This window comes from Loktanella gaetbuli (genome assembly GCF_020531945.1).
GTDB classification, from domain to species: Bacteria; Pseudomonadota; Alphaproteobacteria; order Rhodobacterales; family Rhodobacteraceae; genus Loktanella; species Loktanella gaetbuli.
Map to the genome: position 1 here is coordinate 87,224 of NZ_JAJATZ010000003.1, position 25,141 is coordinate 112,364.

Genomic DNA, 25,141 nt, shown 5'->3' on the forward strand with positions numbered 1-25,141 from the left:
GAGGCGGGGCCGGTCGTCGTTACGGCAGAACGTTTTCTGTCCGACGTTCGGTCGCGTAGAGCGTGCCGCCCGCGATGTAGGCCATGATCTTTTCTTCCTCGAGCAGGGTGACCTGATCGGTCCCCTTGATCGTCGGGATGCCGTCCCAGTTGTGCGCATAGAGCGCGCGGACACGAATCCGGTTGCTGTGCACCCGGCACATCGTCATCTGCACAAGGCGACGACCGCCGCCGGTCAGTTCGACCTCCAGATAGCGGATCAACTGCTCTGGCACGTCGACCCAGATGTCGACCACCACGCCCGCAACCTTGTTGTCGCCACCGACGACAGGCATACCGCGCGGGTCATTGCCAAAGGAGATGCGGAAATCAGGCAGCGTGGACATCGGCTGGATCTTGGCGTGACCGTGGGCGTCCAGCTCGGGAATATCCCGACGCGGTGCCCATGCCGCGGGACCGACGCCGTCGACCATCGGATCACCCGTGGGAATCCATGGGCTGCCCGTCGCCTTGGAAGATGGCGCTATGGCCAGATCGGTGCGCAGGTTCGCCTCTTCGAACGCCAGGCTGGGCACGGTGACCGTACCGCGATCATTGCGCAAGTGGAACGTTTTCGGCGCAGGCAGCGGAAACAGGCTCTCGTTGGCGGGGACCTGATCGCTGTCGTCCCGCATCGGGTAACCTTCGCGCATGTTCTCGCGCTGGATGTAGAAAATCAGACCCGCGAAAAAGACCCAAAAGGCCCAGATTGCGACGCTCGCCAGATCGACGTTTCCAATAATTGTGTTGCCAAGCATGGTGGTAGTCCTTTGGTCAGGTCGGAAAATCGGACAGCTGCAGCCTGCCGGTTTCCGAGGGTGTCATCGCCTTGGCGCGGAACAGCGGGCCAAGAACGACAAGGGTGAGGAACAAAAGGGCGATTTCGGTGTGATACACGACCGAATACCCGGTGGTCGGCGTGGCGAGCGCCTGCGAGAGCATGCCGGTCCCGGCGGCATGATTAACAAGGTCGCGGATCGCGCCCCCGATGAATATCGACAGCCCTGCACCGGTGGCCTGCGCAGCCCCCCAGGCACCAAGGGCCAAACCGCGACCGGACGCACCCAGCGTCGGCAGCGTCATGGCGGCCGTCAGGGTGGCAACCCCGAACAATCCGCCACCAAATCCGATCAGACCGGCACCCGCAAAGAACAGCATCGGGCTATCCATCGGTGCGGAAAAGATCACAGCACAAAATGCCACCAGACCCACGAGGATGCCCCGCGCGCACATGCGCATCGGGTCCAGACCACGGCCCAACCAGCGTGATGCCATGGCAAATGCCACCAGTGCACCCGTGGCCCAACCCGCGGTCAACAGCGTGGTCGACGAAACAGACAACCCGAGGATTTCACCGCCGTAAGGTTCCAACAGGACATCCTGCATGCTGAACGCCATGGTGCCGATGAACACGACGGCCAGCAGACGCCCTGCGTCGCCGCCTGACGTGAGATCCGTCCACGCTTCCTTGAACGTGGGTTTGGGGGCGGCCCGTTCGGCGCGGGTCATGGGCGACATGCGTTCCTGTTTCCACAGGGCAGTCACGTTCAACAGCAACGTCACGACGGCCGTGCCCTGCACGACCTGTACCAGGCGCAACTGTGAATAATCCCGCAAGAGCGCACCGATGATCACGGCCGAAATCAGCATCCCCACAAGGAACATGACATAAAGCAGCGCTACGACCTTGGGCCGTGTCTCCTCGTCCGCGCGGTCGGCGGCCAGTGCCAGACCCGCGGTCTGCGTCATGTGCATCCCGATACCCGTCAGCAGAAACGCAAGGCCAGCACCGACATAACCCGCCCAATCCGCATCAATTGCACGATCGCCGGCCAGTACCAGAAGGGCCATCGGCATGATGGCAAGGCCGCCGAACTGCCACAGGGTGCCGAACCACAGATAGGGGATGCGTTTCCACCCGATGGCAGACCGATAGTTGTCCGACTTGAACCCCACCATCGCGCGGAACGGTGCGACCAACACGGGAATGGCGATCATCGCCGCGACCAGCAGCGACCCGATGCCCAGTTCCACGATCATCACCCGGTTCAACGTCCCCAGCAGCATGACACTCGCCATGCCGACGCTGATCTGGAACAGCGACAGGCGCAGCAACTGGCCCAGCGGCAACCCTTCGCTGGCGGCATCCGAAAACGGCAGCATTTTCAGCGTGAGGGATTTCAGACCAGCGGATTTCAGGATCATTTGGCATCCCCTTGGTATGTGAACGCAGTCGAGATGTAGAACCCGGAATTGACGCGCTCGACCTCGTTCAGTGTACCGGACCCCAACGCCGCGCGGATATCGCGCGCACGTTGCGGAACCATTGTCGGGCTGCGGTCGGCGCGCGGAAACAGCTTGCCGATGCGGAACATCGCCATCAGCAGCGGTGTGCGCGGTGCGAGGGTAAAGGCAAAGGTCTGTGTGACAGGCAGCGTTTCCAACACACGGGCCACATCATCGGCGGAATAATAGATCAACGAATCCATCGCGACGGCGAAATCGAACGGTCCCTTGGCATCAGACAGGTCGCCTGCCATCCAGGTAATCCGGTCGGCCACCGCGTCAGGCGCGCGGCGTTTCGCAATGTCGATCAACGCGGGCGAAATATCGACCGCCGTCACCTGCGCACCGCGTTCGGCCAGGGCCACCGCGGCGGCCCCCGTCCCGCAACCGGCATCCAGCACCCGCGCACCCGTCACATCAGCGGGGAACTGCGACAGCAGCACATCGCGCATCCGGTCGCGGCCTGCGCGCACGGTCGCACGGATCCCCGACACCGGTGCATCCGATGTCAGGCGTTCCCACACCTTGGTGGCACTGCGGTCGAAGTAATCTTCGACGCGGTCGCGGGTCTGGACGTAGGCCATCAATCAAATCCCAGCAGTTCAAAGATTTCACGGTCCGGCAGACATTCCGGCGCCATTGGCAGCGTGCCGTTCCACAAGGTTTCCGCGAGCCGGATGTATTCCTTGCGCACCTGCACGACGTCCTCGTCATCGGGCATCTCGAACAGCGTCTTTTTCTTCAGCCGCGACCGACGAATGGCATCCATGTCAGGCATGTGCGCCAGCCGGTTGAACCCGACGACATCGCAATAGCGATCAACCTCGTCGGTATCCTTGCTGCGGTTGGCGACGCAACCGGCCAGACGCACCTTGTAGTTCGTCGATTTCGCCTGCACTGCGGCGATGATCCGGTTCATCGCATAGATGCTGTCGAAATCATTGGCCGTGACGATCAACGCCCGGTCGGCATGCTGCAAGGGGGCGGCGAAACCACCGCAGACCACATCGCCCAGCACATCGAAAATCACGACGTCGGTGTCTTCCAGCATGTGATGCTGTTTCAACAGCTTCACCGTCTGGCCAACGACATAACCACCGCAGCCGGTGCCGGCGGGCGGGCCGCCGGCCTCGACGCATTTCACACCGTTGTAACCTTCGAACACGAAATCCTCTGGCCGCAGCTCTTCGGCATGGAAATCCACATCCTTGAGGATATCGATCACCGTCGGCACCAAGGTGCCGGTCAGCGTGAACGTGCTGTCATGCTTGGGGTCGCACCCGATCTGCAGGACCCGCTTGCCCAGCTTGGAAAACGCCGCCGACAGGTTGGAGGATGTCGTCGACTTGCCGATGCCGCCCTTGCCGTAAACGGCAAAAACCTTTGCACCCTCGATCTGTGCGTCCTCGGGCTGATGCACCTGAACAGACCCTTCGCCGTCTTGGCCACGCAGGTTCGGAATCTCGTCTCTGGGGCTCATGAGAGCCTCCTTTCTGTCGGGGCGCATGTCCCCTTCTTCTGGTCAAAAATATCCCGGGGTCCGGGGCAGCGCCCCGGTCCGAGCGTGACATATGCGAAACGGATCATCATTCGGCAGCGACCCCTTCCATGCGGTCTTCCAGCGCGTCGGCCGCACTTTGCAGCGCGTCCAGCGTGGCGGCGTCCGGTGCCCAATAGGCCCGGTCCGATGCTTCCAGCAGACGGTTGGCCATGCGCACGCTGGCCTGCGGGTTCAGTGCGGCCAGACGTTCACGCATGTCGGCGTCCAAGACAAAGGTCTCACTCAGCCGCTGATAGACCCAAGGGTCGACAGCGCCTGTGGTCGCAGACCAGCCCATTGTATTGGTCACATGCGCCTCGATCTGGCGCACCCCCTCCGACCCATGCTTGAGCAAGCCTTCAAAGAATTTCGGGTTCAGGCTGCGGGTGCGGGTTTCCAGTGCGACCTGTTCTGACAGCGTACGCACCGTGTTCAGACCGCGCGTCTGGTCACCGATGTACACCGGTGTATCGACACCGCCCTTGGCGCGTTTCACGGCGCGGGCGATGCCGCCCAGCGTGTCGAAATAATGATCGACTGACGTCACGCCCAGCTCGACTGATTCAAGGTTCTGGTACGCCAGATCGACGCGCGCCAGCGACGCCTGCAACAGATCGGCGTGCTGTGCGGCCTTGCCGTCGGTGCCATAGGCGAAACTCTTGCGCGCCTCATAGGCGTCGGCCAGCTCGTCCTCGTCGCCAAAGGCAGAGCTGTCGACCAGCTGGTTGACGTTGGATCCATAGGCACCTTCGGCATTGGAAAACACGCGCAATGCAGCCTGTTTCAGGTCGCAGCCTGTCTTGTCCATGTGGGCCAGTGCATGGGCACGGACATGGTTCTGGTCCAGCGGCTCGTCTGCCTGTGCGGCCAGAAGTGCGGCCTGTGCCAGCAGCTTGGTCTGCAACGGCAGCAGATCGCGAAAAATCCCCGACAGCGTCATGATGACGTCGATGCGCGCACGGCCCAGTTCTGCCAGCGGGATCAGGTCCGCCCCTGCGAGCCGGCCAAAGTTGTCGAACCGTGGCTTGGCCCCGATCAGCGCCAGCGCCTGGGCAATGGGGCCGCCGTCGGATTTGATACTATCGGATCCCCACAAGACCAATGCGATCGAACGTGGCATACCGTCATAGGTGTCCAGCAGTGCCTGCGCCTGCTTCGCCCCGTCAGCCATGGCAAAGGCCGTCGGCATGCGGAACGGGTCAAAGGCATGGATATTGCGCCCTGTCGGCAGGATCGCCGGGTTGCGCATCAGATCACCGCCGGGCACCGGTGCAATATAGCAGGCGGACAGCGCACGCATCAGCGCGGGCAATTCGTGATCCTCGGCCAGCAGTGCCTCAGCCCTTGCAGCATCGGCAGGATCACTCAGCAGCTGCGCCATCTCGGCGCGGGCCTCGGGCGTCATGACCTGGCCCACGACATGCAGACCGTCAGGGATAAGCGACCCCTCGGCCTCCATGACCGTCAGCCACAATCCATCAAGGTCGTCAGCGTTCAGGTCCAGGCCCTGCGCCTGTTCCGTGATCATCAACGCCAGATCGTCGCGCTGGTTATCATCAACCGCCATCGCACGATAGCGTTGCAGGCTGTCCTTGAGGTCGAGCAGGCCCTTGTACAGGCCAGCGGCCGCAATGGGCGGGGTCAGATGCGTCACGATCACAGCGTTGCTGCGGCGTTTGGCCAGCGATGCCTCCGACGGGTTGTTCGCTGCATAGAGATAAACATTCGGCATTTCGCCGATCAGACGGTCCGGCCAGTCGCTGGCCCCCATGCCGTTCTGTTTGCCCGGCATGAATTCCAGCGCGCCGTGCATTCCGAAATGCAGCACCACATCCGCGCGCAGCGTATTGCGCATCCACAGATAAAACTGGGCAAAGGCATGGGTGGGCGCAAAGCCGCGTTCGAACAACAGGCGCATCGGGTCGCCTTCGTAACCGAACGTAGGCTGCACACCGACGAACACCTTGCCGAACTGATGACCCAGAATGAAAACGCCGCGACCGTCTGACTGCACCTTGCCGGGGGCTGGGCCCCAGACAGATTCAATCTCGTCCAACCAAGGCGTTTGTCCCACAATCGTATCGGCATCCACATAGGCAGCGACGTTGGCATCTTGGCCATATTGCGCGGCATTCCCCTTGAGCACGATGTGACGCAAGGCATCGACGTCGGCGGGCACGTCAACATCGTAGCCATCCGATTTCATCCGCGTCAGCGTGTTGAACAGGCTTTCGAACACGCTCAGATAGGCGGCCGTGCCGACAGCCCCTGCATTCGGCGGAAAACCAAACAGCACGATCCCGACGGTTTTGTCCGCATTCCGCTTGCGCCGCAGCGTCGCCAGACGCGCTGTTTTCTCGGTCAGGACCGCGATCCGCTCCGGGCAGGGGGCCATGGATTTGTCACCGGGCTGGCCTGCGCAAGCACGCGCGCAGCCAGTACAAGCCTCTGCCCCGTGACGCCCCCCAAAGACCGTTGGCGAGGTCGCCCCATCGATTTCAGGCAGCGCCACCAGCATCGTGGTTTCCACAGCGCCAAGCCCCTGCGCGCTGGCACCCCATTGCGCAAGCGTCTGAAATTCCAAGGGTTGCGCCGCGATATAGGGCACGTCGAGGTCACGCAGCAGGCCAACAGCAGCATCGCTGTCGTTATAGGCTGGCCCACCGACAAGGCTGAAACCGGTCAGCGATACCATCGCATCGACCTTACCCTGGAAATACCGCTGGATTGCCGGCGTTGCGTCCAGACCACCTGCAAAGGCCGGAACGACAGCCATGCCGCGCGCCTGGAATGACCGGATCACCGCGTCGTAATGCGCGCAATCGGATGACAGAATATAGGACCGCAGCATCAGGATGCCGACAGTCGCGATCGGCTGTGCGGGTTGCGGCAGATCAGTTGCGTCAATGCTGATGCCCGTGGCAGGCAGGTCAGGGTGATAGACGCCGACCTCGGGATATTCGACAGGCGGCAGCGCCTTGATCCGCGACCAGCCGGCGTGATTACCGTAGCGCGACACCAGCATGCGGATCATCTGTTCGATGTTGTCGTCGGACCCGCCCAGCCAATACTGCATCGACAAGAACCAATTGCGCAGGTCCTGTGATTTGCCCGGGATCAGGCGCAGGATCTTGGGCAGGCGGCGCAGGGTCTTCATCTGGCTTTCGCCGGACCGGTTCGCCTTGGCCTGCGGGCGCAGCTTCTTCATCAGCGCGGCCATACCGGTCGCTGGACGCTGCATATCCAGCTCACCCATCTTGGTCAGCCGCACGATCTCGCCATCGGCGATCATGTTCACCATGGCGGCACAGCCGTCGCGGCGTGCGATCAGCGATGGCAGGATCGCACGGGTATGTTCCTCGAGGAACAGCAGGTTGGTCACGACAATATCGGCCGTCGCAATCGCAGCGCGTGCGGCGTCCAGCGCGGCGGGGTTTTCGCCCCATTCACCTGCCGCAAGGATTTCGATGCTCAACCCCGGAAAATCGCGCGTCAGGCGCGGGGCCGCGCGCAGCGCCGGCCCCGCCGCATGGCTATCCAGCGTCAGAATGACAAACCGAAATTCGGGCAGGACGACACTATCGAGCATAATGCGCCTTTGCTTCATAGAGCGTATCAAGGCTGATCTGCTGCAATCCCTTTTGCGCGGCAAAGGCCTCGGTATTGCGCCGCGCCTTGCCCCGCACAAAGAATGGAATTTTCTTCAGCTCACGTTCGGCGTCCGACAGCCAGATGACGTTGCTGCCCTCTGCAACGCTGGGTGCTTCATCCGGCATCATCTTGCCGGAAATACTCCCGCCGGAGGCATCCGACATCGCAACAGGCGCATGGCCACCGTGATGGCTTGGACCAGCTGCATCATGGAATTCGAAATCATCGCGGAACATCGTCAGCAGGTGCTCCTCCAGGCCCATGACCAGCGGATGCACAAGTGTGTCGAAAATCACGTTTGCACCTTCGAACCCCATCACCGGGGAATAGCGTGCGGGATAATCCTGCACGTGGACCGGGGCAGAGATCACGGCGCATGGGATACCCAACCGCTTGCCGATATGGCGTTCCATCTGGGTGCCCATGATCATTTCGGGTGCAAGCGCCTCGATGGCCTGTTCGACCTCGAGGTAATCATCGGTAATCAGAGCCTCGACGCCCATGTCGCGGGCCACGGCGCGCACGGCGCGGGCCTGTTCGCGGTTGTAGCACCCCAGTCCAGCAACCTCGAACCCCATCTCGTCGCGGGCCATGCGGGCCATCGCGCAGACATGGGTGCCGTCGCCGAACAGGAACACGCGCTTGCCGGTCAGGTAGGTACTGTCCACCGAGGCAGACCACCAAGGCAGGCGCAGACGGGATTCGTCGGCCGTTGCCGTCAGTCCAGTGATCGCCTGCACCTCTGCGATGAAATCGCGGGTGGCGGCGACGCCGATGGGGACTGTTTTCGTAAAAGGTTGGCCGTAGGTTTTTTCCAACCAGCGGGCCGCAGCCTCGCCGGTTTCGGGATACATCAACACGTTGAAATGCGCCGCGGGCAGTCGGGCGATATCAGCGGGTGTCGCACCCAGCGGGGCCACGACATTCACATCGACGCCCAGATCGGACAGCAGGCCGGTCAGTTCCTCGACATCGTCGCGGTTGCGAAAACCCAGCGCCGTGGGGCCAAGCAGGTTGCAGGTGATCCGCGCGGAGCGGTCCTGCGGCGCAGCCAAGCCGCGCACGATCTGATAGAACGTTTCGTCCGCGCCAAAGTTTTCCTTGCGCGAATAGCTGGGCAGTTCCAGCGCGATGACGGGGATTTTGAGATCCATCGTTTCGGCCAACCCGGCGGGATCGTCTTGAATCAGTTCCGCCGTGCACGACGCCCCAACGATGATGGCCTGCGGATCGAAACGGTCCACGGCATCCTGACAAGCGGTCTTGAACAGGGTCGCCGTATCGGACCCCAGATCGCGCGCCTGAAACGTTGTATAGCTGACCGGCGGGCGATGATTGCGGCGTTCGATCATCGTGAACAGCAGGTCGGCATAGGTGTCGCCCTGCGGGGCGTGCAGCACGTAGTGCAGGCCCTTCATCGCGGTGGCGACGCGCATGGCACCGACGTGCGGCGGGCCCTCGTATGTCCAGACGGTCAGTTTCATGACCGACCGCCGGGGGCTGTCTGCCCCCGGACCCCCGAGGATATTTTGAAAACAGCGATCAACCAGGTCATTCTGCAGCCTCCACGCGGAGGACAGACTTGCGGCGGATCGGGCGGCTGAACAAACCGGCAAGATCGCCCGCCTGTTCGTAAAAATGTACCGGCGTGAAGACGAGTTCGATGGCCCATTTGGTCGTAAGCCCCTCGGCCTCCAGCGGGTTGGCGAGGCCAAGGCCGCAAACCGTCAGGTCGGGACGTGCCGCGCGGACACGGTCGAGTTGCAGATCGACGTCCTGGCCTTCGGAGATTTGCGGCCCGGCGGGCAGCAGATCAAGGTCGGGGCCGTGGATCGCGTCATGGATGTAGGGGCTGCCGACCTCGACTGCGGTCATGCCACATTCGCGGGTCAGAAAGCGGGCCAACGGAATTTCCAGCTGGCTATCGGGGAAAAAGAAGATCGACTTGCCGTTCAGATGTTCTGCCGCCTGGGCAATGGCCTTGCGGGCGCGGGCGCGGGGCGCAGCCGTCACAGCGTCGAATGTGGCGTCATCGACACCAAATTCGGCAGCGACAGCACGCAACCAGGCTGTTGTGCCCTCTTCACCGAATGGCATCGGGGCGGGGATATGACGGGCACCACGGCGCATCAGCGCGGCATGGGTTTCGCCCAGGAAGGGCTGCGTCAGCGCAAATACGGTGTTGGCACCGACGGCTGTCGTTTCATCGATGCGGCGGGCGGGCAGCAGGCGGATGTTGTCGATGCCCATCTGACCCAGCAGCGACAGCATCTGATCCTCGACCACATCGGGCAATGCGCCAACCAGCAGCAATTCGCGCGCGGGCGTATCCTTGAGCACCGGCACCATGGAGGCGAGGCAGGCGTCTTCGCCTTCGGTGAATGTCGTCTCAATCCCAGAACCAGAGTAGTTCAGCACCCGTACGTGCGGGGCGTGGACCTGTGTCAGGCGCTCTGCGGCGCGGGCGAGGTCAATCTTGATGACCTCTGACGGGCAGGACCCGACAAGAAAGAGTTGACGGATGTCGGGGCGGCGGTCCAGCAGGCGGGCGACCTCGCGATCAAGTTCGGTGTGCGCGTCCTTCATGCCCGCCAGGTCCTGTTCTTCGAGGATGGCGGTGCCAAAACGGGGCTCGGCAAAGATCATCACGCCAGCGGCGGATTGCAAAAGGTGCGCACAGGTGCGCGAACCGACGACAAGGAAGAAGGCGTCCTGCATCTTGCGGTGCAACCAGATGATCCCGGTCAGCCCGCAAAAGACCTCTCGCTGGCCGCGCTGTTTCAGCACGGGCGCGCTGCGGCAGCCACCGCCGGGTGTCGGGGTCAGATCGTTCATGCGGACACATCCAGTCGCGCGCGGCGCAGTTTCAGGACAAATTGGCCCGCATTGATGACATAGGCAGCGTAGGCTGCGAGGGTGACCCACATCAGTGTCACCGGGTCCAGCGCGCCCGTGACCAGCCCCCAGACATAGACGCTGTGCAGGGCGATCACGCCAAAGCTGACGAGATCCTCGTAAAAGAACGACGGCGCAAAGAGGTACTGACCAAAGACAACCTTTTCCCAGATCGCCCCGGTGACCATGATCAGGGCCAGAACCCCGGTTTTGATGATGATGGACATGGTCGCCAGTGCGTAACCATCGCCGGTCACAAGATAGCGCAGGACCAAACCAAGAGAGACCAGGAAAACCACGAATTGCACGGGTGCAAGAATGCCCTGCACCAGCGTCCAACGTGTCGCATCACGCCGGGCCCGCTCTTGTGCGGAATAGAGCGGCACCGCCACCCCATGTGGTGCAAGGCGGCCATCGCGGGACTGCAAGGTCGTCAACACGTCATGCCCTCCTGACACTTCATGGATCTAGATTAGGTGCGATTCTGGCCATGTGTCAACCGTGCCTTACACATTTAGCGGCATTCATCATCCGGGTTACACAGCGCAAAAACTGACCTATAACCAGTTTTTTATGGTACTTGGAAAGAATTTTCCGGCCAGCGCAGCAATTCTGTCAATTTTCTTTGACAATTCTCTTTCGAATTTCGACAATGGCTGCAATGCACGGACACCACTCGGACCATGGCAGCCAAGGACGGTAGACCCCGATGTCGCGACGACCCTCAGCTCGGCTCTTGCAAGAGGGTCAAGTCGATCCGAACAAGCCCGAGGCGGGCCTGGTCGCAGCATTCTGCGCGGCCGCACTCTCGACGAGGATCGAGGATCCGGCAGAGGTGTTGCAGAACGCCGTGGCCCACGGGATCGGTCATGCTGCGCTGACAGACAATTTCATTGCCGACGCGGTCCGCCGACTTGGCGCGCTCTGGGCAGAGGACCGGATCAGCTGGACGGACGTCACGATCGGAACCGCGCGCCTGCAATCTCTCTTGCGGCAAATGGACAAGGGCATAGACGCAGGGCTTGCGAAACGACCCGATGCGCCGCGTGTCATGCTGGTTTCGGGCGTCGACATGGCGCACACATTCGGTCCGATGCTGTTGGCCCACCAGATGCGACGCCAAGGCATTTCCGTTGCGCTGTCGCTTGAAACAACGCCCGGGACGGTCTGCGAAATCTTTGGCAAAACCGCACCTGATGCTGTCTTTTTGACCGCCTCACATTGCGACGGGGTTGAAACCCTCGCGCAACTGGTAAAAGAGGTTCGGGTCTTTAACAGTGGGATTCCCATTGTGGTGGGTGGCCCTCTCCTCTGCACAGAAACGGATATCGCGCGCCTGATCGGTGCTGACTTTGCGACCTCCGACCTCGAGAAGGCACTAACGCTATGCGATCTCAGGATTCTCACAGCAAGAAAATTCGTGAACCCCTAGGTCGGCAATCGCCTTCAGATCGGACCGGCATGACATCGGGCGGCATCAAATACTGGAACAGCGGCGATATTCCGATGATCGGGCCGGATATCCTTGGGGGTATTCTGACATCGGTCTCGGACGTTGGTCTGGTCATGACCGAAAGCGGCACGATCGTATCCGTTCTCTTGAATCGCAATTTCGAGGACGATGGGCTGTTTCAGAATATCGAGGGTCGCAACCTGACTGACCTGCTGATGCTGGACAGTCAGGACAAGTTCACCAAACGGCTCGGGGCCTTTGTCGACGGCGACGATCACGTTCGCCCGATCGAGGTCAACCACAAGATTCCGGACAACCGCACAGGCCTGCCGATCAAATACAGCTTTCACCGAATCGGCGAAGGCGGGATCGTGCTGATTCTGGGCCACGACCTACGCCCTGTCGCAGAGATGCAGCAACAGCTGGTCAGCGCCCAGCTGGCGCTGGAGCGCGATTATGAAACGCAGCGTGATTTTGAAACGCGGTTCAGGGTCATGATGGACAGCTCGGCCGATGGCGTGGCGATGGTGTCCGTCCAGACAGGTACGATCGGTGATACCAATTCCAAACTGTCGGCATTGATCGGATCAAAGCGCGAGGAGATGATCGGCAGGTCCTTTGCCGATCTGTTCGAACAGCGTGCGAAATCGAACCTGATGGACCGTCTGACAACGCAGGCACTGGCCGATGGCGATGGCACGATCGAGGTGCGTGGCGCCCGTGGCGAGATGCTGACACTGCGGCCCACCTTGTTCCGGTCCGCCGGCGAACGCATCCTGTTGTGCCGGATACGGTCCAGCACCGCGCTGAACGCCGAAACGGACCGGACCGCGCAGATGCTGCGCGGGGTCTACGACAAGGGCCAGGACGGCGTTGTTTTCACCAACGAGGACGGTGCTATTCTGTCGGCGAACGAAGGTTTCCTGAACATGATCGGCGCAGCCCATGACCTGAATTTGCGCGGCAAGCCATTCATGGACTTTCTCCAGCGGGGCATGGTCGATTTCAGCGTCATGTCACAGAACGCCGCGCGTGTGGGCACCCTGCGGTCCTATGCGACGCGGATCGCCAGCGACTATGGCAGCCCCCGCGACGTCGAGATGAGCGTCACGACCCTCAAGGCCGCAGATGCGACGGTCTTTGCTTTCGTTGTACGGGAAACACCGCAAGCAGATGGGTCACACCGGTCCGACGACGACAGCGGACTGAGCTCTGTCGTGGAATTGGTCGGCAGCTCTACGCTGCGCGACATCGTGGCCGAAACCACGAATGTCGTGGAAAAGATGTGCATCGAAACGGCCATCGAACTGACCGGCAACAACCGCGTGGCCGCAGCAGAAATGCTGGGCCTGTCGCGGCAGTCACTTTATGTCAAACTTCGCAAATTCGGCCTGATTGCGCAAAGCAGCGACTGATCCGCAGACAGGATCAGTTGTTGCCCATCGCCCCGTGATCCATTGACCCGTGATCCATGTTGCCATGATCCATTCCGGACATGGCGTCGATATCCTCGACGTTGAATACCACGTCGACCCTGCCCGCACGCTCGAACACGAGGGTTGCCGGGACTTCTTCGCCGACTTCCAGCGCGTCGCCTTCCAGCCCCATGAACATGACGTGATAACCACCGGGTGCCAGCGCAAGCGTATCACCGGGGGCGATTTCGATTCCCGCCTCCTGCTCTTGCATGCGTGCAATCCCGTCATCCCCCGTCACGACGTTATGAATTTCGACACGCGGGAACGGACCCTCGACGGCGACCAGGGTGTCGCTTTCTGCGCCGGTGTTCAGAATGGTCATGTAGCCCGCACTTGCCATCGCCGTCGCAGGTGCACTGCGCGCAAAGGGATGTTCGATCAGCAGATCGCCCACGCGGTAGTCATGCCCAAATGCAAAACCGGGCAACAGCGCCAAGGTCATGCCGAACGTCAGACGGGTCAGTGGTGTCATGTCGTAGATCTCCTGTATTCTGCGCGACCCTTCGGCCTCGCATGATGCGCAGATAACCAGCACTGCATCGCGGCAAAAGAGGCAAACCGCCGCAACCAGCTGATTTCAGCCCAGACCCGTTTCACATGGCGTCTGCCCCTGCAATCATAATGATGACACTGCGCACATCGGGTATAACCATGTTCATCCTCGCATTACGCTGCATCGCAGCATAAGGTCGGTGTGGCGACCGCCGTCGGAGAGTACCATGAAACGTCAAACCACGTTGTTCGACCTGATGCAGCTGAACGCCGAGGTTGGCATGATGCTGGCGGAATCGCAGGCTGTGATGGCCATGCGCGTCATGGGATGGGGCGGTTTCTGGTCGGTCACCGACCGTGAAAACGACAGGATGATGTCCGAGAAAACCGAGGCTGCGTTCCAGTCCATGACTCGGGCCGGCACTGCGATGATAACCGGTCAGCAGCCGCACGAGATCATGAAAGCCGCCATTCAGCCGCTGCGCAGCAAAACCCGTGCAAATGCAAAACGGCTGGCAAAGCGTGGCCCGAAGCTGGGCTGATCCGCTATTCGTCCTGCGGGTAGCGGGGTTGCAGCGCTGTACGTTGCCCGGCAAAGAGGGTCAGCTTATTTGACCTTTAGGGAGGAAAATGCGCGGCCAGTCATGGTCGCAACCCCCGAAAGGACACAACATGACCGCAACAAACCTGACCTTCGGCGCCGCCCACGCAGTCGGTGAACGCGTCAAAGCCATCTTTGCATCCGTTCTTGACCACATGGTGGTCTATGCCGAACGCAACAGCCGGATGGCGCATGTAAACGCGCTCGAGGCGATGACTGATGACGAACTCGCCGCACTGGGAATCAAGCGTGACGGCATCGTGCAACACGTGTTCCGCGACGTTCTGTATATCTGAACCTTGCTGATCGCCACGAACGGGGTAGGTAGTTGTTACCTTCCCCTTCGCCATCAGGTGCGATCTTGAACTGCGACATTCGCGTAACTCTCGACTATGCCGTGCCGGAACAGATGACACTTCTGTTGCAGCTGCGCGCCATGACCGACCCCTATCAGATCGTGACATCCGAGGATTTCTCAGTCCCGGACCATTGCAACTGGCGCGACACGCCCGGCGAAGAAGGTATCGGGAACCGCGTCTGGATGAACATTGGCGAACGACTGGTCCTGCATTACGCAGCCAGTGTCACGGTATCTCGTCCGGTGGCCGATCTTGCCACCCTGCCCGCCACACCGCTGTTCCAACTGAACGCGCCGGATATCAAGTATTTGATGGCATCGCGATACTGCGCCGCCTCTGGCTTTGAGGATTTGCTGGACAGCTTCGGTCACTTGACCGGCGGGGCACGCGTGGTCGCGATGGCGGACTGGATCCGTACCAACATTGCCTACGACAATTCCGCAAGCACCGCACAGACGACGGCGCAAGATACCTTTGATGATCGTCGTGGGGTCTGTCGTGACCATGCGCATCTGCTGATTTCCCTGTGCCGGTGCAGCGCGATCCCTGCGCGGATCGCCAGCGTCTACAGTCCCGATGTGACACCTCCCGATTTTCACGCTGTCGCAGAGGTATTTCTGGACGGCGCATGGCACCTCGTGGACCCTAGCGGAATGACGACAGCTGACCGGATGGTTGTCACAGGCGTGGGCCGCGATGCAGCCGATGTATCCTTTCTGACAAGTTTCGGGAATGTGTTGCTTAATCATCAGGCAGTTTTGGTGTCAGAAGTCTGAACCGTGTCGCAAGCCATTGCGGCTGCCCGACATTGCGCTACCGTCAGTGTATGGAACAAGAACACCACCACTTCGATGAAATGCGTGACGCAGCCGACACCGTGCGCGCGCCTTATGCCAGCTATCGCACCTGGTTCGACCAGCAAGACGCCGAACGTCTGCGGGCGAAACACGAAGAAGCAGAAGCGTTTTTTCGGCGCACCGGCATCACGTTCAATGTTTATGGCGAGGACGCAGCCCAGGAACGGCTGATTCCGTTCGATCTGGTGCCACGCATCATTTCCGGCCGTGAGTGGAAAAAACTGTCCCGCGGGATCGAGCAGCGCGTCACCGCGATCAATGCGTTTCTGCATGACATCTATAACCGGCAGGAAATCCTGCGCTCTGGCCGCATGCCGCGCGAACTGATTGCCAATAACGAGGCGTTCTTGCCCCAGATGATCGGCATGTCGCCCCCCGGGAACGTCTACACCCATATCGTCGGCACGGATATCGTACGCACCGGAGAAGACGATTTCTTTGTGCTCGAGGATAATGCCCGCACGCCGTCCGGTGTCAGCTACATGCTGGAAAACCGCGAAACGATGTTGCAAATGTTCCCCGAGCTGTTTGCCAAGATCAAGGTTCAGCCCGTCAGCGACTACCCCAAGAACCTGCGCCGGTCGCTTGCCGCCTGCGCACCCCCGTCCTGCGTGGGCAAGCCGCGTGTCGCGGTCCTGACCCCGGGGATCTACAATTCCGCCTATTTCGAACACAGCTTTCTCGCCGACCAGATGGGGGCGCAACTGGTCGAAGGGCATGACCTGCGGGTGGTTGACGGTTTTCTGAAAATGCGGACGACGCGCGGCTATGAACGCATCGACGTATTGTATCGCAGGGTCGACGATGAATATCTTGATCCTCTCAGCTTTAACCCCGATTCGATGCTGGGTGTGCCCGGCATCATGGATGTCTACCGTGCGGGCAACATCACGATTGCCAACGCACCCGGCACCGGTGTTGCCGACGACAAGGCGATTTACAGCTACATGCCCGAACTGGTCGAATTCTATACCGGCGAAAAGGCGATCTTGAAAAACGTCGATACCTGGCGGTGTTCAGAACCCGACAGCCTGGCCTATGTGCTGGACAACCTTGCGGACCTCGTCGTCAAGGAAGTGCACGGTTCGGGCGGCTACGGGATGCTGGTCGGCCCTGCCGCCAGCAAACAAGAGCTGGAGGACTTTGCCGCCAAACTGCGCGCACGTCCCGGCAACTACATCGCGCAGCCGACGCTGTCGCTGTCCACGGTGCCGATCTTTGTCGATCAGGGGTTGGCACCGCGTCATGTCGATTTGCGTCCCTTTGCGCTGGTCAGCCCCAAGGGGATCGACATCACCCCCGGGGGCCTGACCCGTGTCGCCCTCAAGGAAGGGTCGCTGGTCGTCAATTCCTCGCAGGGCGGCGGGACCAAAGATACCTGGGTTCTGGAGGACTGATATGCTGGGCAAGACCGCAGGCGGCCTGTACTGGATGTTCCGCAACCTTGAACGCGCCGAAAATACTGCCCGCCTGATCGAGGCCGGGTTTCGTATTGCGCTGACCCGCAGCCAGGACCAGGCCACAGGCTGGAAATCGGTGGCAACGACGGCCGGTGCTGCCGGGTCATTTTCCCAGAAATACCAAGGATTCGAGAGCGCGGACGTCATCAACTATCTGTTGCGCGACCCGGACAACGCATCATCGGTCCTGTCTGTCGTGAAATCCGCGCGGGACAACGCCAGACTGGTGCGCACCGCACTCACCACCGAAGTATGGTCCGCGGTAAACGACAACTGGATGACAATGAAGGACCTGCTGGCCGAACCGGTCGTGGAAACAGAACTGCCAAAGGTTCTGGATATCATCCGCCAGCAATCTGCACTGGTTCGCGGCGCGCTGCATGGAACCATGCTGCGAAACGACATCTATGATTTTGCCCGGCTGGGCACATTTATCGAACGCGCCGACAACACGGCCCGCATCATCGATGTGAAATATTACACGCTGCTGCCCAGCACCAGTTTCGTGGGATCGTCGCTGGACAACGTGCAGTGGGAAACGATCCTGCGGTCCGTCAGCGCGCATCGTGCCTTTCGCTGGCTGGACGAGGACGACATGACGGCGACATCGGTGGCGCGTTTCCTGATCCTTGACCGGCGGTTGCCGCGCAGCCTGATCTTCAGTCTGGAACAGACTTGCGCCAACCTCGAACACCTCTGCGCGGAATACGGTGAGCGCCACAGCTGTCAGGACCATGCCAGTCAAATGGTGCAAGGACTGAAAAACCGTGATATCGCATCCATCTTCGAAGAGGGTTTGCACGAATTCATCACCGGATTCATCCGGGACAACAATGCGTTGGGTCAGATGATCGAGCAGGACTACAAGTTCTACGGATAGGATCGCCACTTGGACCTGCACATCACACATACGACCCGCTACACCTATGATCGTCCGGTGTCATATGCGCTGCAACGCCTGCATCTGCGTCCGCAGGATAACGCGATGCAGCGCGTGAAATCCTGGGGAATCATCGTCGAGGGCGGCCAGATCGAGCTGACCTACGACGATCACTACGGCAACCACACGAACCTGGTGAATGTGACACGCGGCGCGACCGAACTGGCCGTAACGGCGCGCGGCGTGATCGAAACCCACGATACCGCAGGTGTGCTTGGCCCCGTGCACGGCACTGCACCGCTGTGGCATTTCAAAACGACCACCCGCGCAACCGAGGCCGACGATGCAATCCGTGCCTTGGCCGACAGACTGGCGGCGGACAATTCGATCCCCGCGCTGCATGCCATCTGCGCTGACATATTGGATGCCGTGCCTTACGAAACAGGGCAGACCTATACGGATACGACCGCGACCGAGGCCCTCGCAGGTGGCTGCGGCGTGTGTCAGGACCATGCCCATATCCTGATTGCAGTGGCCCGCGCAGCAGACCTGCCGGCGCGCTATGTGTCCGGCTATCTCAAGTTGAACCAAACGGATGACCAGACCGCCAGCCACGCCTGGGCCGAGGTTTACCTGCCCGATCTGGGTTGGGTCGGTTTCGACGTCAGCAACCGGATCAGCCCGGATGACCGCTATGCGCGGCTGGCAGTCGGCCGGGACGCACGCGATGCGGCCCCCGTCAAGGGCATGCGCCGCGGTGCTGGCGTCGAATCGCTGATTGTGACTTTGCAAGTGCAGCAGTAAAAGCACAGCCAGACCCAATCTGGACCTGATCAAATGACCTACTGCGTCGGCCTGCGACTGAACCAAGGCCTTGTTTTCATGTCAGACACCCGCACGAATGCGGGCGTCGACAATTTTTCATCGACCCGCAAACTGTTCACTTGGGAGGTCGAGGGCGACCGCCTGATCACGCTCATGACAGCCGGCAATCTGGCCACGACGCAATCGTTGATTTCGCTGCTGGACGAACGGTCCAAGACAGCGGCCGACAGGGACCCGTCGATCCTGCGCGAACCAACCATGTTCCAGGTCGCGCGACTGGTCGGTGCCACGTTGAAAGAGGTCATTTCCTATTCCAACTCCGTAGGCGGCGAGGAAAAGTTCCGCGCCACCGTCATTGTCGGCGGCCAGATCAAGGGTGGCGAGCCAACACTGTTCATGGTCTACCCCGAAGGCAATTTCGTCGAAGTCACCGAAGAAACCCCGTTTTTCCAGATTGGCGAGACGAAATACGGCAAACCCATCCTTGTGCGCGGGTTTGATCCGAAAATGTCGTTTGCGGATGCAGTCAAGCTGCTGATGGTCAGTTTCGATTCAACGGTGAAATCGAACCTGTCAGTCGGTCTGCCATTCGACATTCTCTGCTACGAAACCGGTGATTTCAAACCGACCCACCGCAAACGCGTGGAAACGGACGATGAACTGTATCATCGCATTTCAGAAGGGTGGTCACTGGCCCTCAAAGAGGCGTTTTCGTCACTGCCGGACTATACCCTCTAGGTCTCAAGCCACAGCTTGACCGTCGCCAATGCCGACCGCGCCAATGAACGTTGCGTCACGGCGCGCAGGTTTTCGTTCAATGCCAGCAGGTCACCGATCCCGTCCACGAACTGGTTGGAATGCCGATCCACCTCGGCGGCGCTGACCTTGGGGTGCAGCTCGAACTGTGACCCGACCACATAAACAAGATTGCCGGCACGATCGTGCAGAGGCTCGAGATACAACAACGTTGTCAGCGACGATCCGTCCTTGCGCAGGTTGTCGAACGTGGCCTGCGCAGGCTTGGCCGCCGCCAAGGCATCACGGACCGTGCGTCGCGCCGATGTATTGTCCAGATCGCCCTGCAAGAACCTGCAATTCCTGTTCAAAACCTCGTGCTGGGCATATCCGGTCAGCGCACTAAATGCAGAGTTCGAATAGATCAAAGGCAAGTCTGTCTGACCGGGGTCAGCTATTGTCAAAGCGACAGGGAGTGGGTCGAATCGTTTTGCGACCTGTTCCAGATTGAGATACGGCATGTGGACCCCCCGACAGATTTGACTTGATCGTTACTCATGACATGAGACGATGACAACATGAACCGGATGACCTGATGATCGACACGTTTTCTTTGCCTATCACGCCCCCAAAAGGGCCTGTGGTCGTCGGAATCGGGGCCTCTGCGGGTGGGCTTGAGGCGCTTCAGGGATTTTTGGACAACCTGCCTCCCAGCCACAGCCTGGCAATCGTCATCGTTCAACACCTCGACCCTGACCACGACAGTCTCTTGGTTGAATTGCTGACCAAACGGACCAAAACCCCGGTCAAGGAAGCGGGCAACGGCATGGCCGTCGAAGCGGGGAACATTTACCTGATCGCACCAGGCCAATCCCTGACGATCATCGATGGAAAACTTCATACGGAAAATTACGATCTTCCGCGTGGCCGCAGGCGCCCGATCGACGCGTTTCTCGTGTCACTGGCGCAAAATTCCGGCGAACGCGCCGTGGGCATCATCCTGTCCGGCACAGGCAGCGACGGCAGTCTGGGTGCCCGCGCGATCAAGGAGGCCGGCGGTCTGGTGTTCGTGCAGGCCCTGTCCGAGGCGAAATACGACGGCATGCCGCGCAGTGCGATCGAAACCGGGGTGGCCGATATCGTCCTGCCTGTTGCGGAAATGTTTGCGGTCCTGAACGATTACTTTGACTGTCGCGGCGGCATCCCAGAGGACGCCCTGACCGACCGCGAATTCATCAGCCGCGCCATGCGGCATGTCCGCTATCGCACGGGTCACGACTTTTCCGGCTATAAACCCGGCACGTTATTGCGGCGGATCGCAGTGCGCATGTCTGTTCTGGGCCTGAGCCATCCGAACGAATACCTCAAGGTTCTGATCAACGATCCAGAAGAGGTCAGTCGCCTGTTCAAGGACGTATTGATCAACGTCACCAGCTTTTTCCGCGACGATTCCGTGTTCGACGATCTGCGCAACAAGGTCATCCCCGAACTGATGGAAGGCCGCAGCAACACGGATGAACTGCGGATCTGGGTGCCGGGCTGTTCCACCGGACAAGAGGCCTACAGCATCGCGATGCTGTTGTCAGAAGCGATGGAACGTCTTGATGTGTGGCCCCGTGTGATGATCTTTGGCACGGATATTGACGAGGACGCGCTGGAAACGGCCCGGCGTGGTCAATACCTGAACACCATCGCCGACGAAGTTCCGGCAGAATACCTTCACAAGTATTTCAAATGGCGCAGTGACGGCTACACGGTCAATGACAGGCTGCGTGCGATGGTGCGGTTTTCGAACCAAAGCATTGTGAAGGACCCGCCCTTTAGTCAGATCGACATGGTCACCTGCCGTAACGTCCTGATCTATTTCGACAAATCACTACAAGAAAAAGCGATCCGGGTGTTTCACTATGCCCTGCGCGAAGGTGGTATCCTGGTGCTGGGCACATCCGAATCGCCCATCAACGGTCCAGAGGCCTTTGCCGACCTGTCCCGACAGAACCGCATCTACCGTCGGCAGCCCGGCCCCGCGGCACGCCTGGACCTTAGCCAGACACCCGCCCCCGAGCCGGAAAACGAACCGCAGAACGCGATGCATGGCGCAGGAAACAGGCAAACTAAGCCTGCAATGGCCTATGCCGACCAGGTCATCGACCTGATGTCTCCTGCTTATATCGTCGTCAGCAACGCACGTGATCTGCAATACGCATCTGATCCGGCGACGGCCTATCTGAAAATGAAGGCCGGCCGTCCGCAGCTGGACCTGATGAAGCTGATCCGGCCGGAACTGGAAAACAACCTGCGTCGACTGTTGAACCGCCAGCTTGGAACCGGCGAGACCGCCGATTGGGATTTCACGGGCGTTCTGGATGGCAATCCGCGATTCATCCGTATTACCCGGCAGCGCATGACAGGCGGTCAGGACCTGATCCTGTTCCAGGACCTGACCCTGCCCGAGGGGACCAAGCTTCCCAGTCCCGAAAACCTGTCAGAGGCGACAGCCAAATATGTGCAGGACCTCGAAAGCGAGTTGGACGAGGCAAGGCTTCAGATCAGGTCCACCGTCGAAGAGCTGGAGACATCAAACGAAGAGCTGAAAAGCTCGAACGAAGAAATGATGTCCATGAACGAAGAGTTGCAGTCCGCGAACGAGGAACTGACAACCACCAACGACGAATTGAACAACAAGATTACAGAAGTTCGGGATGCCAACACGGACCTCGCGAATTTCATCCGCAGCACCAAGATCGGGACTGTTTTTCTGGACGCCGACCTCAAGCTGCGCAGCTTTACCCCCGAAGCCTGCGAGGTGTTCCGATTCCAGAAAAACGATATCGGTCGCCGGATCGACGATATCGCGTCCGATGTGGACATGGAGCAGATCGTCACTGACTGCGAAAGGGTGATGGAAAGCCAAGAGCTGTTGGAAAAGGAATACGAGACACGTCGCGGAAAATCGTTCCGGGCGCGTTTCGTTCCCTATGCCCAAAGTGGCCACTCAGTGGGCGGAGTCGTTGTGTCCCTGTTTGACGTCACCGAACTGCGCAGTTTGGCCAGGGACGCCGAAGAGGCGCGCCTGATCGCGGCCGACCGGTTAGAGGAAATCGAGGGTCTGTACACCGCAAGCCCGCTTGCGATGGCCTTGCTGGACACCGATCTCAATTACATCAGAGCCAATACGCGACTGTCCGAAATCCTTGGTATTCCGGTCGAAGAGATGATCGGCAGATCGCTGGGTGAAATGTCGGGCGGCATGTCCGAAATCGCACGTCGTCTGGCACAACAGGTGATCGAAACCGGCAAAAAGGTCGAAAACTACCAGATGAGGGGGGCCGTGCCGACGCGCCCGGATGACAACCGGGTGTTTGAAACAGATTGGTACCCCGTCAGTCAGGGCGACAAGTTGATCGGCATTGGTATCAATGTCCGCGACAGCACCGAATTGGTTCAGATCCAGTTCGAGCTGCGCCGTGTGATGCAGGAATTGCAGCATCGCGTCAAAAACATGCTGGCCAATGTGCTGGCACTAGTGTCGCGGGCCAAACGCGATGCGACCGCTGACAAGGCGATCTTTGAGGCGCTTTCCCAGCGAATTCAGGCCCTTGCCCAGACGCACAAACTGCTGACCCAGTCGAACTGGTCATCAGCGAAACTGCAGGATATCCTGCGCCCCGAACTGGTGGACGTATACGGTGCCGAACGCGTCCGACTGAAAGGCCCCGACATCGTCGTCAACGCCCGCGCCGCATTGTCACTTGGCATGGCGATCCACGAACTTGCGACCAATGCCGCCAAATACGGCAGTTTTTCAAAAGAAGACGGTCAGGTCTCATTGTCATGGGTGCGGCAGGATGATGGTGAATCCGATGACTTTATCTTCAGCTGGCAGGAAAAGGGAGGCCCGCCCGCAGACCAGAGCGAGGTCTCCGGTTTCGGCAGCCAATTGATTCTATCGACGATTGAGGGCAGCCTTGATGGAAAAGTTGAATTTTTCTGGGAACAATCGGGGCTGCGGTGCGTTTTTACCATTCCGAAAGATTCACTTATCGAGATTCCGAATGACAGCGTCTTCGACACCTACACGTCCTAAAATCCTATATGTCGAAGACGAGGTCATCGTGGCCCTCGATGTGTCAGATGGATTGGAAAACCAACTCGGGTTCGATGTGCAGATCGCACACAACCTCGCATCGGCCCATGCGAAATGCGGGTCACATACTTTCGACTTTGCCTTGCTCGACATGAACCTCGGCAACGGCGAACGCAGTATCGAACTGGGCCTCGACCTGTCCCGCAAGGGCGTCAAGGTTGTCTTTGCGTCGGGCTACAACCGTGACGAAATCGGTGAAATCTGCGACTTTACACTGGTCGAAAAGCCATTCCAGATCGGCGATATTGCTGCGGCTTTCGGGGTGCAGATTGCACCTGCCCGCCTCGCCTAAAGCGTGATCCACGCTGCGTTGCGGCGTGACGACCGCGCGCAGGCATCGACAAATGCAACGCCGTCCAGACCGTCCTGGATCGTGGGATAAAGCGCAGACGATTTCTCGCCGGTGCGCGCAGCATCGATCGCATCGGCGGCTGCAGCATAGATATTGGCAAACGCCTCCAGATATCCCTCTGGATGGCCCCCTGGCACCCGCGTGCCAGTCGTCGTACCCGACGCGCCATTGCGGGTCAGCAGTTGCGTGACACCGCCCAAGGGGGTGTAGCGCATGACGTTGGGGTTTTCCTGTCCCCATTCGATCCCGCCCTTTTCGCCATAAACCCGAAGGGTCAGGCGGTTTTCCGATCCAGTGGCAACCTGCGAACACCACAGCATGCCCTTGGCCCCACCTTGAAACCGCAACATCACGTGTCCGTTGTCGTCCACCTGCCGCCCCGGCACGAATGCATCCAGGTCCGCGGCAAGGCTGTCCAGCTTCAGGCCCGTCACGAAACAGGCCAGATTATAGGCATGGGTGCCGATGTCGCCGGTGGACCCGCCCACCCCTGACTTGGCCGGATCGGTGCGCCAGGCCGCTTGCTTGTTGTCCGGTTCCGGTGCCTCGGCCAGCCAGTCCTGTGCGTATTCCACCTGCACGACCCGGATCCGGCCCAGCGCACCTTCGGCGATCATCTGACGCGCATGACGCATCAGCGGATAACCGGTGTAGTTATGCGTCAGGATGAACAAGGCGTCGGACTTTTCGGCGGCGGCGACCAATTTGCGCGCTTCCGCCAGGGTTGCCGTCAGCGGCTTGTCACAGATCACGTGAATCCCGCGTTTCAGAAATTCACGCGCGACCGGCGCGTGCATGTGGTTGGGGGTCACGATCGCGACGGCGGCTATTCCGTCCTTCAGCCGTGCCTCGCGCTTGGCCATGGCGACATAGTCGTCATAGGTCCGGTCTGGTGCCAGCCCAAGCGCACGCCCCGATTCACGCGCTTTTTCAGGCGTAGAAGACAGCGCACCGGCCACCAGCTCGAACCGGTCATCCATGCGTGCGGCAATCCTGTGGACCGCCCCGATAAAGGCATCCTTGCCGCCGCCAACCATGCCAAGCTTGATCCGTGTCATGGCACCACCTCCATCATCTTGCCAAAAATACTCC

At 60.1% G+C, this 25,141-nt stretch carries 22 protein-coding genes; 11 read left to right on the top strand and 11 right to left on the bottom strand.

Annotated elements, in window-relative coordinates:
* Window positions 1-19: 19 nt before the first annotated feature.
* The 8 genes from puhA to bchF all read right to left on the bottom strand — a co-directional run bounded on the left by puhA (window position 20) and on the right by bchF (window position 10,850).
* Window positions 20-796 carry a photosynthetic reaction center subunit H gene (gene puhA / locus LGQ03_RS06975; protein WP_090158283.1) on the bottom strand — a complete coding sequence of 259 codons (777 nt, stop codon included), beginning with the start codon at window positions 794-796 and terminating at the stop codon, window positions 20-22.
* Between the two features lie 16 nt (window positions 797-812).
* Window positions 813-2,243 carry a PucC family protein gene (locus LGQ03_RS06980; RefSeq protein WP_226747814.1) on the bottom strand — a complete coding sequence of 477 codons (1,431 nt, stop codon included), beginning with the start codon at window positions 2,241-2,243 and terminating at the stop codon, window positions 813-815.
* Entirely contained in the window at window positions 2,240-2,908 is a 669-nt protein-coding gene (bchM, locus tag LGQ03_RS06985; protein WP_226747815.1) for a magnesium protoporphyrin IX methyltransferase, read from the bottom strand. Before bchM ends, LGQ03_RS06980 begins: the two co-directional genes overlap by 4 nt.
* Complete coding sequence (gene bchL / locus LGQ03_RS06990; protein ID WP_226747816.1) at window positions 2,908-3,804, bottom strand: ferredoxin:protochlorophyllide reductase (ATP-dependent) iron-sulfur ATP-binding protein; 897 nt, start codon at window positions 3,802-3,804, stop codon at window positions 2,908-2,910. The genes bchM and bchL overlap by 1 nt, the downstream gene beginning before the upstream one ends.
* A gap of 106 nt (window positions 3,805-3,910) precedes the next feature.
* Window positions 3,911-7,453, bottom strand: coding sequence for a cobaltochelatase subunit CobN (locus tag LGQ03_RS06995; protein ID WP_226747817.1), 3,543 nt, complete (start codon window positions 7,451-7,453; stop codon window positions 3,911-3,913).
* A complete protein-coding gene (bchB, locus tag LGQ03_RS07000) occupies window positions 7,443-8,999 on the bottom strand; it encodes a ferredoxin:protochlorophyllide reductase (ATP-dependent) subunit B (RefSeq protein ID WP_226747818.1) in 1,557 nt (518 codons plus the stop codon). The genes LGQ03_RS06995 and bchB overlap by 11 nt, the downstream gene beginning before the upstream one ends.
* Before the next feature lie 67 nt (window positions 9,000-9,066).
* On the bottom strand, window positions 9,067-10,350 hold the full coding sequence (locus tag LGQ03_RS07005; protein ID WP_226747819.1) for a ferredoxin:protochlorophyllide reductase (ATP-dependent) subunit N: 1,284 nt from the start codon (window positions 10,348-10,350) through the stop codon (window positions 9,067-9,069).
* Window positions 10,347-10,850, bottom strand: coding sequence for a 2-vinyl bacteriochlorophyllide hydratase (bchF, locus tag LGQ03_RS07010; RefSeq protein WP_226747820.1), 504 nt, complete (start codon window positions 10,848-10,850; stop codon window positions 10,347-10,349). The genes LGQ03_RS07005 and bchF overlap by 4 nt, the downstream gene beginning before the upstream one ends.
* Before the next feature lie 269 nt (window positions 10,851-11,119).
* Here bchF and LGQ03_RS07015 point away from each other — a divergent pair, with 269 nt between their 5' ends.
* Both LGQ03_RS07015 and ppsR read left to right on the top strand, forming a co-directional pair.
* The gene (locus tag LGQ03_RS07015) at window positions 11,120-11,842 is read left to right on the top strand and encodes a cobalamin B12-binding domain-containing protein (RefSeq protein WP_090158277.1); all 723 of its coding nucleotides are present in this window, start codon (window positions 11,120-11,122) and stop codon (window positions 11,840-11,842) included.
* 29 nt (window positions 11,843-11,871) lie between these two features.
* Window positions 11,872-13,278 carry a transcriptional regulator PpsR gene (gene ppsR / locus LGQ03_RS07020; RefSeq protein ID WP_226747821.1) on the top strand — a complete coding sequence of 469 codons (1,407 nt, stop codon included), beginning with the start codon at window positions 11,872-11,874 and terminating at the stop codon, window positions 13,276-13,278.
* 13 nt (window positions 13,279-13,291) lie between these two features.
* Here the strand turns inward: ppsR and LGQ03_RS07025 are convergent, their stop codons facing one another.
* Window positions 13,292-13,813 (bottom strand): copper chaperone PCu(A)C, encoded by a 522-nt coding sequence (locus LGQ03_RS07025; RefSeq protein WP_226747822.1) that lies wholly within the window; start codon window positions 13,811-13,813, stop codon window positions 13,292-13,294.
* Window positions 13,814-14,060: 247 nt separating this feature from the next.
* Here LGQ03_RS07025 and LGQ03_RS07030 point away from each other — a divergent pair, with 247 nt between their 5' ends.
* The 7 genes from LGQ03_RS07030 to LGQ03_RS07060 all read left to right on the top strand — a co-directional run bounded on the left by LGQ03_RS07030 (window position 14,061) and on the right by LGQ03_RS07060 (window position 19,553).
* Window positions 14,061-14,375 carry an antifreeze protein gene (locus tag LGQ03_RS07030; RefSeq protein ID WP_226747823.1) on the top strand — a complete coding sequence of 105 codons (315 nt, stop codon included), beginning with the start codon at window positions 14,061-14,063 and terminating at the stop codon, window positions 14,373-14,375.
* A 130-nt stretch (window positions 14,376-14,505) separates the two neighbouring features.
* Window positions 14,506-14,730: a DUF1127 domain-containing protein gene (locus LGQ03_RS07035; protein WP_226747824.1), complete on the top strand. Its 225-nt coding sequence runs from the start codon at window positions 14,506-14,508 to the stop codon at window positions 14,728-14,730.
* Window positions 14,731-14,795: 65 nt separating this feature from the next.
* Window positions 14,796-15,569, top strand: a complete 774-nt coding sequence (locus LGQ03_RS07040; protein WP_226747825.1) for a transglutaminase-like domain-containing protein — start codon at window positions 14,796-14,798, stop codon at window positions 15,567-15,569.
* Between the two features lie 50 nt (window positions 15,570-15,619).
* Window positions 15,620-17,047, top strand: a complete 1,428-nt coding sequence (locus LGQ03_RS07045) for a circularly permuted type 2 ATP-grasp protein (RefSeq protein ID WP_226747826.1) — start codon at window positions 15,620-15,622, stop codon at window positions 17,045-17,047.
* 1 nt (window position 17,048) lies between these two features.
* A complete protein-coding gene (locus LGQ03_RS07050) occupies window positions 17,049-17,990 on the top strand; it encodes an alpha-E domain-containing protein (protein ID WP_056030304.1) in 942 nt (313 codons plus the stop codon).
* Window positions 17,991-17,999: 9 nt separating this feature from the next.
* Entirely contained in the window at window positions 18,000-18,794 is a 795-nt protein-coding gene (locus LGQ03_RS07055) for a transglutaminase family protein (protein WP_226747827.1), read from the top strand.
* 33 nt (window positions 18,795-18,827) lie between these two features.
* Window positions 18,828-19,553 (top strand): peptidase, encoded by a 726-nt coding sequence (locus tag LGQ03_RS07060; protein ID WP_226747828.1) that lies wholly within the window; start codon window positions 18,828-18,830, stop codon window positions 19,551-19,553.
* On the opposite strand, the gene LGQ03_RS07065 is transcribed toward LGQ03_RS07060, so the two are convergent.
* The gene (locus LGQ03_RS07065) at window positions 19,550-20,071 is read right to left on the bottom strand and encodes a PAS domain-containing protein (RefSeq protein WP_226747829.1); all 522 of its coding nucleotides are present in this window, start codon (window positions 20,069-20,071) and stop codon (window positions 19,550-19,552) included. The genes LGQ03_RS07060 and LGQ03_RS07065 overlap by 4 nt on opposite strands.
* A 74-nt stretch (window positions 20,072-20,145) precedes the next feature.
* Between LGQ03_RS07065 and LGQ03_RS07070 the strand changes: the two genes are divergently transcribed.
* The gene (locus LGQ03_RS07070) at window positions 20,146-23,637 is read left to right on the top strand and encodes a chemotaxis protein CheB (protein WP_226747830.1); all 3,492 of its coding nucleotides are present in this window, start codon (window positions 20,146-20,148) and stop codon (window positions 23,635-23,637) included.
* Window positions 23,606-23,989, top strand: a complete 384-nt coding sequence (locus tag LGQ03_RS07075; protein ID WP_177172626.1) for a response regulator — start codon at window positions 23,606-23,608, stop codon at window positions 23,987-23,989. The genes LGQ03_RS07070 and LGQ03_RS07075 overlap by 32 nt, the downstream gene beginning before the upstream one ends.
* Here the strand turns inward: LGQ03_RS07075 and LGQ03_RS07080 are convergent.
* Window positions 23,986-25,107: a Gfo/Idh/MocA family protein gene (locus LGQ03_RS07080; RefSeq protein WP_226747831.1), complete on the bottom strand. Its 1,122-nt coding sequence runs from the start codon at window positions 25,105-25,107 to the stop codon at window positions 23,986-23,988. The genes LGQ03_RS07075 and LGQ03_RS07080 overlap by 4 nt on opposite strands.
* Window positions 25,108-25,141: the final 34 nt, after the last annotated feature.